The following is a 12,789-nucleotide window of genomic DNA, read 5'->3' as shown; positions in this document are numbered from 1 at the left end:
TTTAAGGATAGTTGCGAGGGTTATGGCAGTTTGGTCTGTCCAGGTGGCGATCGCCCAACTGTCTCCATTACCAACGCCTTGATTGACCGCCATGAGATTTTTATGGAGATGTCCCCAACTCGGTTCCCGCACTGAGCGATTTTGCCAAATTTCCCAGCGCGTTTCGGTATTTTCTGCCCGCACGACAAACCAGCAATGTACGGCAATCCAGCCGATTTTTGGGATTTTTGCTGCTCTCAATTCCACAGTAGTCATCGACAATCGTAAAAATCTGTTTCGGTACAAACATAATCTAAGCTGATGTCCCAAGGGTCTGTGGGCAACGTTTCAGCGAGACAACGGTTAAACACAATGCCAATGGTTGTAATTTTTTGGGTCAAAGTTTGAAAAAATCGATCATAGAAGCCACCGCCATAGCCGAGGCGATCGCCTGTTTTCGTGCAGGCCACAGCAGGAACGAGCATAAGATCAATGGTTTCTAAATCCAGTAAAGGTAAATCGGGGTGAGGTTCGGTGATGCCAAACTGACCGGAGATGAGGCGATCGCCCAATTGATACCGATGCCAAGCTAAATTTTGACCCACACAACGGGGCAACCCCCAGTTTTTTTGCGCCTGTAGGTGAAATAGCAGACTTAAATCCGGTTCATTACGATAGGTACAGTAACTCAGAATAGTTTTGGCATTCTGGAAAAATGGCTGTGGAGAAAGGCGTAGGCAAAGCTGATCACTACAATTTCGCCAATCCATTTCGGGCAGCGATCGCCGTTCCGAGAGAAAATATTTACGGAGGTCAGATTTTGAAGGGTTCATGCTCTAGGCTGTTCTGGCTCGCCCCATATTTGTGAGGAGATTTTGTCCATTATCGAGGCTCAGGTACACCAAAAATTATTACAACTCTCTCGGACAAATGAGGGGGATTTTTGGCAACATCATTTAACCTTAGCGCGATTAGTTGCAAGGGGTTTGCGGCTGAGGCGATCGGCCCTCATCCAGACAAGAACGGGGGTTGGGGATTCTGCCCTTAGCTATCTGACCCCGATTTTATTGAGCGATAAACCCGTTGTCTTAGTGACGCCGCCCAGTTTACAAACATGGCTGGTTGCGACGGAAATTCCTCGGTTACAGACTCAGCTAGCCACCCATCGGTCTGTTCAAATCATCACCAATCTCAGGCAAAAACCCGATGGCATTGCTCTGATCACACCGGATTTTTGGTTGGGCTCAATGCTCGGCGATCGCCCCGTGGCAACAGTTACGACCCTCCTCAATCCCGTTGATGATCTGTGGCAGTGGGTACAGGATCATATGCGATGCCGCTTACAACTGAGAGATTGGGAAACCCTACAACAGCAAAATCCCGCCCAGCAACATTTGATTCAAACCCAATATAACTATCTCAAAACAAATCTTTTGCGGCGATCGCCCAACCCATACCATTGCCATTTACTCTCACCAGACGAACAGACCCACTTAATAAAATGTCTGCAACTACCAAAACTGCCAGAACCTTGGCGGCAATTCCAGCAAACCCTCAGGCACGAAGCAGCCAAACCCCTATGTTGGGCAATGCTTAACCGTCAAGATCGTTCCTTCTCCATTAACGTGGCCCCCCAAAAAGTCTCGACGCTCCTCAAACCCCTCTGGGAAAAACAAGCCACCCTTTTTATCGGCGGCTTCCTCGATACCGAAAAAATTGCCCCCACATTCCGTGACCAAATCGGTTTAGACGATGACCTCACCTGTGTGAAATTCACGCCGCCTCGCCAACAACAGCAAACCCAAGTCTATCTCCCAGAAAAACGCCTGCCACTACCCAATACCCCAGAATTTCAAGGGGAACTTCTAACACAACTCCAACGTTTGGTGCGCCTCAGCCGTAATGTCAAACGCCCCATTGTCCTTCTCATTAACGATGTTCCCCTACAAGCGCAAATGGGGTCTGCCCTCGCCGCAGAGTTTGGTAGCACCGTCAAAGTCGAACAAACAAACCTCCAAGCCGATAGTATTTTGATCTGCGGTTGGGATTTTTGGCGCTCCCTCACAAATCCGCTGTTTTACGGCCAGAGCCTTGACTTTCCCCTACCCCAACTAATGGCGATCGCCACCCTACCCTTACCCTCCCTCGAAAACCCTTTAGTTGCCGGACGGGTCGCCCATTACAAAGCCCAACGTCAAGACTGGTTCCGACTCTATCTCTTACCCACCGCCCTACGAGAACTCCAACGCGCCATTTATCCCCTACACCAAGACCAAAGCCTGATTGCTATCCTCGACAATCGCATTAACCACCGCGCCTACGGTCAACAAATCCTCGATGCCATCCAGCCTTGCTCCTACTGTAGCTATCTCGATCCAAGCTGGTTTGGTTACTGGTGATTAACATCACAAAAATAACTTTGTCAAGTCACTTTAATATTTTGCAATAATCTGTTATGGTTAGTAATGTAAGCAAAGCAAGGAGATACCGATTATGGTTAGCCAATTTGAGTACACCCCGAACAAAAATCTATTTACCCCTGTAATTTTCCGCGAAGACTTCCAGGAGGCGACCATTAGCGCGACTCAAGCATGGTCTTTGTTTTTCTCTGCGGGTCAGGAGGAAAATCTCTTTGGGGAAAACCGCGAAATTGGTTGGTTTTACAACAATGTCATCTTCGCTAGTGTCATTCTTTTCGGTTTAGCGGCTGCATTATTCAGTGCACCTCTTTCTCTCTTGTTCTAAATCTAGAACTCGCAGAAAATTGAATCGCCCTAGGGCAACTAGACGTGATGGCAACAGAGTCGCGTCATGTGAGGAGGCAGCCGAGAGGCTGTCTTTTTGCTATGGTGACAAAGGCTTCGGGATAATGATTAGGACTTTGCATGGCTCCCCCAATCTACAAATCTGAGACTCCTTGGGAGAATGGTTTTCGTGAATATGATGAAATAATCGATGTGCGATCGCCGGGCGAGTTTGTGGCGGATCATATTCCGGGGGCAATTAATTTTCCGGTTTTAAGTGATGAAGAACGGGCAAAGGTCGGCACAATTTATAAACAAAATTCTCCCTTTGAGGCACGCAAAATTGGTGCAGCCTTAGTTTCGCGCAATATTTCCCATCATTTAGAGCAGTATTTTTTAAATAAGCCGAAAACCTACCATCCCCTAATTTATTGTTGGCGGGGCGGCCAGCGTTCCAATAGTTTTGCCCATATCCTGAACCAAATCGGCTGGCAAACCACATTAATCACCGGCGGCTATAAAACCTATCGTGCCCATGTGCGGCGATCGCTGGCAATCTTACCCAAAAAATATCATTTTAAAATTCTCTGTGGCTACACTGGCAGCGCCAAAACGTTTCTCTTAAACAAGATGAAAGAAGCGGGTTTGCAGGTAATCGACCTAGAGGCGATCGCCAACCATCGAGGCTCTTTATTAGGACAAGTATGGCGCGATAAACCGACATTACAACCATCCCAAAAATGGTTTGAATCCCAGTTATTACAACAACTACAGCCCTTAGACCCAGCCCAACCTGTATGGCTCGAGTCGGAAAGTAATGCCATTGGCAATGTCCATATCCCCGCAGCCTTTTGGCAGTCAATGGGGCGATCGCCCTGCTATGAAGTGGAGGTACCGACAGCAGAGCGGGTGCAATGGCTCCTGACGGAATATCCCCACCTCGTTAACAATCCCGACGAACTTAAACGACTACTACAATATTTAATTCCCACCCACAGCAAAAACAAGGTGATGTCGTGGTTTGAATTGATTGATGCCAATCGGTGGAGCGCCTTTGTCGAAGCCATCCTCACAGAACATTACGACCCCGCCTATCGGCGATCGCTGCCCTGCCACTATTCCGAACCAAAACACATTTTTAAATTACAAAACTTGCAAGCTGATTCCGTCAACCAATTTATCAACGAACTCAATAACCTCTTGGGCTAGCTCGACAGAAAAAAGCCATGATCCGCTCATTTAATCTGTCATAAGCACTCTAATTCACCTCAGAAATACAAAGATTTCTTAAGGCTATCCAGACAGTTGCTGACAATCTCCATAGAAGAACAAAAAACAACATTTATTGGCAAGAAAAACCTTTAGAAGAAGAAAAAGATACCGCCTCATTTTCACCTAAGTAACAAACTCAAAAAACAAGCATATCAGTATTTTCAACAGTTTTTAAGTAATTTTACAGAGCCCCAAAATAGAGCTTCATAAAATAAATTATTCTCTTTATCAACCCTTCTTTAAAGACTGTTGGAATTACGGATACAAGATCAAAGGCCAGCCCGTAATATTTAAAAGACAGAGGAAATGACTCGATTAATGTCTTGGGTACTTGTTGGCTTTTTAACATTAATTAGAGCTCAAGTTTCATTCTTCTAATTTTTGTACTTTATCTAATAAATCCTCGACATATGTTTAATTTAATAACTCCAAAAACTTTATTCGGTATGGGTTTGGTTGCAAGCTCGGCGATCGCCCTCTCTGCCGGTTCAGCTCAAGCGCTATCCATCACAGCTCAAGCTAATACTCCTTTTTCTACTGTGGAAGGAGCCCGAACCATTACCTTTGATAATGCGGTAATTGGTAGCCTTGACGGTGCAGGTTATACCCACGAAAGTGGTGTTTCCTACCGAGGCATTGGCGGCAACATCGTTACAGACAGTGTTGGTGGTAAATATGCAGCGCCACCTAGCCAAGGTGATTATGACAATGCTAATAATCCTTACCTCACTGTTGGTAGTTACAATACCCAGGAACTTGTCATTGATTTTGGTGTAGAGTCTGACTACTTTGGTTTTTACTTCGGTTCTATCGACGACTACAATAACCTCTTTTTTTACAATGGTGACGAGCTAATTGCCTCTTTAACGGGTAAAGATATCCGTGAAAATGCAAACGGTGATCAAAGTGTTAATGGTGCTCGCTTTGTTAATATTTTTGCGGAAGAAGGCGAAAACTTCGATAAAATCATTTTCCAATCTAACAAAAAAGCTTTTGAGACGGACAACCATGCTTATCGTTTAGCCAATCCTGAGGCTGTTCCGACTCCTGCGGCTGTTTTGCCTATTCTCAGTGGTTTGTTTGCAGTAGCGAAGCGCCGTAAGCAAGATGACACTGCTGAATAATTAGCAGAGTAAGATAGTTCATTGTTTTGTCGGTAGTTTGTTTCTAACGGTTCTCATTCTTAATTTTCTAAAAAATGTTCCCTAGGTCTAATGCAGGCCTAGGTTTTTTTTGGGGTTATGACGAGGTTTTGTTTCGGATCGTTAGCCTAAATTCTGAAAATTTTCTGATGGTTATCATTGGGCAGATTTTCGGGCGATCGCCGATACACAGGGATTAACACCGCTACAATCAAGGGAATATTTAGCAACTTCCTAGACCCAAAGCTGACCCATGAGTGATTTGGTTATCGATGTCCGTCAACTGCAAGTGCAATTTCGTGCAGAAAACCAAGTAAATACCGCCGTTGATCGCATTGATTTTCAGCTTGAACGGGGCAACACCTTGGGCATTGTCGGGGAATCGGGCTCTGGAAAATCGGTAACATCCTTAGCATTAATGGGATTAGTGCCGAAGCCGGGTCGGGTGAGGGCGGGCGAAATTCTGTTTAAATCGGAGCCGGGTGGAGAGGCGATCGATCTTGAGAGTTTGCCGGAACGGGAACGACGCACCTATCGTGGCGGCAAAATTGCGATGATTTTTCAGGAGCCGATGAGTTCGCTAAATCCGGTTTACAATGTCGACTTTCAGCTCACCGAAGCGATTCTCCTCCACCAAAATATTTCTAAAGCTGAGGCAAAAAAACAGGCGATCGCCCGATTAGAGGAAGTCCAGCTACTGCCAGAACTCATGGAACGCTATCCCCATGAGCTATCGGGGGGTCAATTACAACGGGTGATGATCGCCATGGCGATCGCCTCAAACCCCACCCTACTCATTGCCGATGAACCGACGACGGCACTAGACGTGACAGTGCAAGCCAAAATTTTGCAACTCCTGCGGGATCTGAGTCAGGCAAGGCAAATGTCTCTGATTTTTATTACCCACGACCTCGGTGTGATTGCAGAGTTGGTCGACGATGTGGCAGTCATGTATCGCGGCAAAATTGTAGAACAAGGCAAGATCAAAAATATCTTTTCAAACCCCCAGCATCCCTACACCAAAGGACTTTTAGCCTGTCGCCCTCGCCTTGAAGAAAAGCTAGTTTTATTGCCGACCGTTGCCGATTTTATGGCCATCACCGAAGACCCTGAAACGAAGGAAATAGTCATTCAGGAGCGACAGCCAGACGACAGCTTACAGGCGCAAATTTCCCTAGATGAAGACAAAGCCCGCCTCGAATCTTTAGTCTCCCAAGAGCCCTTACTATCGGTACAAAACCTCCAAGTGGGCTACCGCAAGCGCGGGGTGCTAGGCATCGGCGGCTTTAATATGGCCGTTAATAATGTGTCCTTTAATTTATACCCCGGTGAAACCCTAGGTCTTGTGGGTGAGTCCGGCTGTGGCAAATCAACCCTTGCCCGCGCCATTTTGCGGTTAGTGCAGCCTTTAGCGGGCGATGTTTTTTTCCGGGGCGAAAATATTGCCAAACTTCCTGTCCGCAGTAAACGCCTACGCCAGCTACGTCGGGAGATGCAAATCGTTTTTCAAAATCCTTATAATTCCCTCAATCCTCGCATGAGCATTGGCAAGGCGATCGCCGAACCGATGGTAATTCACAACCTCAAGCGCGACAAGAAAAAACGGTTAGAACGAGTGCAATATCTATTAGAGCGCGTCGGTCTAGATCCCGATTGGGTGAACCGCTATCCCCACGAACTGTCCGGTGGTCAGCGGCAACGGGTTTGTATTGCTAGAGCCTTAGCCATCGAACCACAATTTATTATTTGCGATGAGTCAGTATCCGCCCTCGACGTTTCTGTGCAGGCTCAGGTACTCAATCTACTGAAGGAACTGCAATCAGAATTTCAATTGACCTATATTTTTATTTCCCACGACCTCAGCGTCGTCAAATTTATGAGCGATCGCATTATTGTCATGAACAAAGGCAAAATCGAGGAAATGGGTGCTGCCGAGCAAATTTACCGCGACCCGCAACAGGACTACACCCGACAACTCATTTCTGCCATTCCTAAAGGCTTTTAGAACCTGAGTTTGGTTTAAACATGATCTGGAATGACGACGCGGCGACAGGGAGAGCGAGGGATGGGGCGATTTTTTATTCAAACAATTCTAATGCGGGTGTCCGTTGATGTCCCGTATCTTCCTCTCTCCGTGTCTCCCCATCCCAATGTCCCCGTGTCTTCAAGGCATTCAGATAACTCCTTAACCCGAGCTGACGTTTTTAGAGGCTTAGAGCAACCCGCGATAGCGGATAAAGATTAAGATAGCCGCCCAAGAACCCAGTGCCACTTTAATCGCCACAAGAATATTGAGAATGGTGATCCAGCCGCCACTAAATAATGTGCCAAATTCACCGTAGGGTAGCTGAATACCGATTAGGGATAGACAGGCCAACATGAAAAAGATGAGGACTGAAACTTTTTCGAGAATTGCTGCATTCCACTTTTTATAAATTGCGTCCATCCATTGCGGTGAAGACACGATCGCCACTAGACCGATCGCCGTACCACCAGCCACACCAGCCGCAAAACCGCCACCGGGACTGAGGTGTCCCCTAATGGCCAACTCAATACCAATTAATGCCGCAATGGTTGCCCCCAAACGCGCCAGAACAATCGAGGGGGAATCGGTAAATTGTTTAACTTCTTTCGAGGGGTGTTCATCGGAAAGTAAAAAGCGCACGCCCATAATGGCGAGGGTAAAGACCATCACCTCAAAGCCCGTATCATAGAGACGATTCCGCAGAATAATGCCGGACACCGCATTGGGTACACCTGTTTCCGCCGCTACCACTTCGGCGATCGTCCCGATCTCGCCTTCCATTGCAAAATTCGGGAAGACCAGCATTTTTACAAATAAGGCAATACCAAATGCAAGGTAGACCCACTTCATGATTGATTCTCCATAAGAGGTTGCGACGATGGCACAACGACGGCAGTAGCAGGCTTTAACTCCAGCAGCTGTAGTTCGATCAACTCCGTTAAAGAGGAGCTTTTAAAAATCTCGTAGAGTCGCGGCACACGAGTTTTAAATACATTAATTTGCTCACTATCGTCAATCTGTAAAATACAGTGAACATCCTTTAGCTCTAGGGCATGTTCTAGGGCTTGGGCATCTTCAAACACCACTTGTTCAAGACGTAGATCGTACTTGCTGAGCACTTGTTTAAGGGCAGGATTGAGTTTTTGGGACAGATTCACGGTGTCCGTACAAACGGCCAAAACCCCAAGACGCATACTCATCGACGAACGCACTGCCACGGCATATAAGGTAATCGACAGCATCGTCCCCACAAGGGCTTCGGTGAGCGCCACATCTGCTGCCCCAAACATCGCATAGAGCAATGCGGCGATCGCCCCCAAAATTCCCCGAATCACGAGGGCATAATAGGGATTCTTTTGGAAGACCAGTAGCCCAGAAGTTAAAGGCAACAACAGGGCGATCGCAAAAATAAACCAGTCAAAATTAAATCCGCTCATTACCACCTCCACGACTCGAACAATATGCTAAAACGTAACCCAAAACCGTATTCCAAATCGCGAGGGCAATAATCGCTAACACCAGTAACGGCCATTCCCTAGGGATTTTTAGCAATAGCCCCGCCATAATCGCCATCGACCCCAAGGTATCCGACACCGACAGCGTGTGTAACTTGTACAGGACAGAGCGATCGCCGAGTAAAGGAATTGTGCCCCAGAACCAAAAAACAACCCCCAGAATAATACAGCCATAACTGAGGATATCGATAAAAGTACTCATGACAAATTCACCCGCCTCAAAACATGGGCTAGCAACATTAACGCCGCATTACCCACACATAAAATCAATACACCAACCACACCAATCGTCCAGTCATCCCGCAGGACAGAAATCACTAAAATCATGACCGACGTTTTACTGGAAATACTGGCGAAGGCAAGGAGCTTTTGCCAGATATCTTCGTCCTGTATCGCCTCATAGATCGGTAGCAATAAAGCCCCAATCATGGCACCAACAATCAAATTCATTCGGGCTTCCTCCGCTGAACAAGGTGTACTTCATACCAACCATCTTCGTGATAGTGCAGCACGATGGTTTTGGGGGTAAAGGTAATCAGAAAAATATCGAGAAAAATTAGTCCCGGTGTCCGGTTCGGCTTGACCTGCTGCATGGCCACGGTTTCGAAGCGGTGGGGGAAAAAGATCATTTCGATCGCCTCAATATAGGCCTGAGGAATGGCGATCACAATTTCCCACAACACATGGAGCCAATCTTTAATCTGTGCTGCATTAAACCGTTTACCGGGCATCAAAATCGCAATGATCACACCGATCAGGATATTGGCTGCACTCAGGTCTGCGGTAAGCAGAAACCAGATCATTAAAATTAGAAAAATATCGAGAATGCCGATCATAGGGTCACCATCCAAAATAATCCGGTTAAGACAATGCTCATGCCACCGATGAGCTGTTCAAATTCTTCAAATATACGGGGTAATTTGAGTTCGAGGCGCTTCATAATTAGCCAATATAACGCCCAACCAATGGCGATTTTAATCAGTGCCTTGGGGATATTGGACAACTCGTAGGCCTCTATGTAAAAACCATTGGCTAAGACAACACCGCTTAGGAGCCAGACGATCGCCCCCCAGAATGTGACGCTTTTTGCTTCAAACTTTGTCGCCGCATCGTGGGGAATAAACAGAAATTTGGCGAAGGCTAATGCTGTACCGACGGCAGCGATATTTAACCCGATTTCTTGCCAAGGTTCAATATTTTTTAGGAGTAGCACTTTCGAGCTAAACCCAACGAGCAAGGGCATGCCCACCATTGAGAGGCAGGCGATCGCCAAGGGTATCCAGAGGGTTGTCGAAATCGTGGTTTCGCGCAGCTCCCTAAATTTGCGCGTGGGCAATTGACCCGCCATCAAAAATAAAGAGGATTTCACTAAACCGTGGGACAGAGCCGCTAATCCCGCCACCGCCGGGGCGGAGAGCAACAATCCCAATTTTGAGATGGTACTAAAGGCTAAAAGACGTTTGGCATCGGTTTCGAGGATGGCGAAGCTAATGCCCAGTAGCGCAGTTGCCACCCCAAAAAATCTGAGCCAAGGGTCAAGGTCTGGCACTAAAATGCCGCAGCGCAATAGGGGAAAAATACCGGCTTTCACCACCACACCGGACAACATTGCCGACACGGGTGTGTCTGATTCTGAGTGGGTCAAGGGCAACCACAGTCCTGAGACAAATACACCGCCTTTGGTGAGTAAACCGAGAAAAATCAAGGCGATCGCCTCATTAGGTGCTTCGGCTAAACCAGCGTAGGAAAAGGATTTTGTCGCCTGATAAACCAGCAGTGCCCCCATTAAATAAAACAGCATGGCCGTATTACTCAGGAACAGATACCTCAGACCAATCCAAATGGAACGGTCTGTCCGCTGGTAGGTCATTAGCAGAAACGCCGCGATACTAATGGCTTCGAGGGCCACATACAGACTAATCAGATCCGCGCAAATAAAGACGGCATTCAGCGCCCCCTGCAAAATGACGAGCTGGGTAAAGAAAAAAGCGCTTTTCGTACTTTTCCAGCAATACACTGTCACGGCGATCGCCACCGCCGCATTGGTCAAAATGAAATAACCACTCTGATCATCCACCAGTAAATCTACGCCATAGCTATCAAGGAGCTTGAGGCTGTAGGGTTCTGGCTGAAAAATTTGTACCAGACCAAAGATCAGCGACGAAATCGATACCAAAATCGCCAGATAGCGGTCAATTTTTGGTAGCAAATAGATGCTAAAGCCCACGACAAAGGGGGAAATCACCCAGCCAATCGTCAATTCATTCATCATGGTTGTTGTCCTCCCTTAATTAGCGATCGCTCTAAATTGTTCATGCCCATACCATCCAAAACAAACCAGTTAAAACAAGACTCATCGCGCCAACGAGGTGTTCAAATTGCTCCACAACACGCGGTAATTTGATTGACAATTTTTGAAAAATTAGCCAGTAAGCGCCCCAACCGATGGCAATCGTGATCAGTGCCTTGGGGAAATTGCTCAGTTTATAAGCGTCTAAATAAAAGCCATTGGTGATGAACAAGCCCCCCAGTAAAAGGGCGATCGCCGCCCAAAAGCCCCAATTATTAGTGGAAAATGCCTTGCCTTTCAGTTCTGGAGAATGGGGTAAAAACAAAAACTTTGAAAAAGAAATAGCGGTTCCTACAGCGGCAAGGTTCATGCCAATTTCCTGCCAAGATTCAATATTTTTCAGGATTAAAACTTTCGCACTATAACCCGCGAGTAAGGGCATTCCTGAGATGGAAAGACTGGCGATCGCCAAGGGAATCCAAAGATTGGTGGCAATACCCGTTTTCTTAAGCTCTTTAAAATTACGACTCGGTAAATTTCCGGCGAGCAAAAACAACACTGATTTCACCAAACCATGGCTGAGGGCATAAAAACCACCCACCGCAGGGGCTGCCAGAACAAATCCCAACTGGGACACCGTATGAAAAGCCAACATCCGCTTGGAATCCTTCTCAAATACGGCATAGCTCACACCCAGTAACGCGGTTCCCATTCCAAACAGCCTCACAATCGGATTGATGCTGTCCACGAGCAATGCAAATTGCATCAAAGGAAAAATACCCGCTTTCACCACAACACCCGACAACATTGCTGAGACGGGCGTTTCTGATTCTGAGTGGGTCAAGGGTAACCACAGGCCTGACACAAAAATGCCGCCTTTGGTGAGTAGGCCGATAAAGAGCAGGGCGATCGCCTCAATGGGCGCATTGGCTAATCCCGCATAAGCAAAGGAATTATTCGCCTGATAAACCTGCACCGCCCCGATGAGGAAAAACAGCATCGCCGTATTGCTAATAAATAAATACCTCAGCCCGACCCAAATAGAGCGGTCAGTACGCTGATAAATCATCAACAAAAACGCCGAAACGCCGATCGCCTCCAGAGCCACATACAAACTCATCAGATCCGCACAGATAAACACAGCATTCACTGCACCATGCAAAATAGTGAGCTGAGTAAAAAAGAAGGCACTCTTTGGGCTATTAAAGCAATACAAAATAATGGCGATCGCCACCAATGCATTAGTCAAAATAAAATAGCCGCTCTGACCACTGACCTGTAGCGTTACCCCAAAACTATCCAGTAAGTGCAGTTGATAAGGTTCCGGCTGAAAAATCTGTACCGTCCCAAAACCCAACGAAGCAGAGAAAACCAATAACGCGAGATAGCGATCTATCTGTGGCAACAGATAAATACTAAAACCGATAACGAACGGCAATAAAATCCAAATGATTGTAATGTCGTGCATCATGGGGTGTGAATTTTCTCGATCTCTCTCGTCTCTAAGGTTGGATTATCCCGCGACAACTTCATGACACCGACCAGCATCAACGCCTGAATCGAAAATCCAATGACAATTGCCGTTAAAATCACAGCCTGGGGCACCGGATCGGCATAAGCCACTGTTTCCTGAGCATCATCCACAATCGGCGCAAAAATCCCACCACGGGCAGCCACAAGAATGTAATAAGCGATCACCCCAGTACTCATCACGTCCATCGCGAGGATTTTCATGATTAGGTTTTTCTTAAAAATGATGCCAAAAAAGCCAATAAAGATGACACCAAATACGCAGGTTTCGAGAAAGGCCATAGACACAAAA

General features: G+C 46.7%; 15 protein-coding genes. 5 read left to right on the top strand and 10 right to left on the bottom strand.

All coding sequences use genetic code 11. The annotated features are described in order from the left end of the window. Together NIES208_RS06515 and NIES208_RS06510 are read right to left on the bottom strand one after the other, a co-directional pair. The coding region (locus tag NIES208_RS06515; protein ID WP_139325001.1) for a DUF3750 domain-containing protein at positions 1 to 255 on the bottom strand (255 nt) is incomplete at its 3' end. Further along, positions 252 to 812 carry a 5-formyltetrahydrofolate cyclo-ligase gene (locus NIES208_RS06510; protein WP_075890929.1) on the bottom strand — a complete coding sequence of 187 codons (561 nt, stop codon included), beginning with the start codon at positions 810 to 812 and terminating at the stop codon, positions 252 to 254. The genes NIES208_RS06515 and NIES208_RS06510, both read right to left, overlap by 4 nt. A gap of 42 nt (positions 813 to 854) precedes the next feature. Between NIES208_RS06510 and NIES208_RS06505 the strand changes: the two genes are divergently transcribed. The 5 genes from NIES208_RS06505 to NIES208_RS06485 all read left to right on the top strand — a co-directional run bounded on the left by NIES208_RS06505 (position 855) and on the right by NIES208_RS06485 (position 7,142). After that, entirely contained in the window at positions 855 to 2,378 is a 1,524-nt protein-coding gene (locus NIES208_RS06505; protein WP_075890927.1) for a helicase C-terminal domain-containing protein, read from the top strand. A gap of 94 nt (positions 2,379 to 2,472) precedes the next feature. Further along, entirely contained in the window at positions 2,473 to 2,724 is a 252-nt protein-coding gene (locus NIES208_RS06500; protein ID WP_075890925.1) for a hypothetical protein, read from the top strand. A 140-nt stretch (positions 2,725 to 2,864) separates the two neighbouring features. Beyond that, positions 2,865 to 3,932 (top strand): tRNA 2-selenouridine(34) synthase MnmH, encoded by a 1,068-nt coding sequence (gene mnmH / locus NIES208_RS06495; protein ID WP_075890923.1) that lies wholly within the window; start codon positions 2,865 to 2,867, stop codon positions 3,930 to 3,932. A gap of 473 nt (positions 3,933 to 4,405) precedes the next feature. Beyond that, complete coding sequence (locus tag NIES208_RS06490; RefSeq protein ID WP_139325000.1) at positions 4,406 to 5,119, top strand: PTPA-CTERM sorting domain-containing protein; 714 nt, start codon at positions 4,406 to 4,408, stop codon at positions 5,117 to 5,119. Between the two features lie 271 nt (positions 5,120 to 5,390). Beyond that, on the top strand, positions 5,391 to 7,142 hold the full coding sequence (locus NIES208_RS06485) for an ABC transporter ATP-binding protein (RefSeq protein ID WP_075890919.1): 1,752 nt from the start codon (positions 5,391 to 5,393) through the stop codon (positions 7,140 to 7,142). Positions 7,143 to 7,349: 207 nt separating this feature from the next. On the opposite strand, the gene NIES208_RS06480 is transcribed toward NIES208_RS06485, so the two are convergent. Genes NIES208_RS06480 through NIES208_RS06445 form a run of 8 tightly spaced genes read right to left on the bottom strand, consistent with a single transcriptional unit; the run spans position 7,350 to position 12,779 of the window. After that, positions 7,350 to 8,012: a Na(+)/H(+) antiporter subunit B gene (locus NIES208_RS06480; protein WP_075890917.1), complete on the bottom strand. Its 663-nt coding sequence runs from the start codon at positions 8,010 to 8,012 to the stop codon at positions 7,350 to 7,352. After that, a complete protein-coding gene (locus tag NIES208_RS06475) occupies positions 8,009 to 8,599 on the bottom strand; it encodes a DUF4040 domain-containing protein (protein ID WP_075890915.1) in 591 nt (196 codons plus the stop codon). Before NIES208_RS06475 ends, NIES208_RS06480 begins: the two co-directional genes overlap by 4 nt. Further along, positions 8,586 to 8,879 (bottom strand): monovalent cation/H(+) antiporter subunit G, encoded by a 294-nt coding sequence (locus NIES208_RS06470; RefSeq protein ID WP_075890913.1) that lies wholly within the window; start codon positions 8,877 to 8,879, stop codon positions 8,586 to 8,588. The genes NIES208_RS06475 and NIES208_RS06470 overlap by 14 nt, the downstream gene beginning before the upstream one ends. Then, positions 8,876 to 9,127 (bottom strand): hypothetical protein, encoded by a 252-nt coding sequence (locus tag NIES208_RS06465; RefSeq protein ID WP_075890911.1) that lies wholly within the window; start codon positions 9,125 to 9,127, stop codon positions 8,876 to 8,878. The genes NIES208_RS06470 and NIES208_RS06465 overlap by 4 nt, the downstream gene beginning before the upstream one ends. After that, positions 9,124 to 9,513, bottom strand: a complete 390-nt coding sequence (locus NIES208_RS06460) for a Na+/H+ antiporter subunit E (protein ID WP_075890909.1) — start codon at positions 9,511 to 9,513, stop codon at positions 9,124 to 9,126. The genes NIES208_RS06465 and NIES208_RS06460 overlap by 4 nt, the downstream gene beginning before the upstream one ends. Continuing rightward, positions 9,510 to 10,946 (bottom strand): cation:proton antiporter, encoded by a 1,437-nt coding sequence (locus NIES208_RS06455; protein WP_075890907.1) that lies wholly within the window; start codon positions 10,944 to 10,946, stop codon positions 9,510 to 9,512. Before NIES208_RS06455 ends, NIES208_RS06460 begins: the two co-directional genes overlap by 4 nt. A 43-nt stretch (positions 10,947 to 10,989) precedes the next feature. Beyond that, entirely contained in the window at positions 10,990 to 12,435 is a 1,446-nt protein-coding gene (locus tag NIES208_RS06450) for a cation:proton antiporter (protein ID WP_075890905.1), read from the bottom strand. Beyond that, complete coding sequence (locus NIES208_RS06445) at positions 12,435 to 12,779, bottom strand: NADH-quinone oxidoreductase subunit K (protein WP_075890953.1); 345 nt, start codon at positions 12,777 to 12,779, stop codon at positions 12,435 to 12,437. Before NIES208_RS06445 ends, NIES208_RS06450 begins: the two co-directional genes overlap by 1 nt. Between the last annotated feature and the right edge of the window lie 10 nt (positions 12,780 to 12,789).

Origin of the sequence: [Limnothrix rosea] IAM M-220, assembly GCF_001904615.1 — a bacterium.
GTDB lineage: Bacteria > Cyanobacteriota > Cyanobacteriia > Cyanobacteriales > MRBY01 > MRBY01.
Note: the sequence above shows the minus strand (reverse complement) of the source record. Positions and strands in the feature narration are given on the sequence as shown.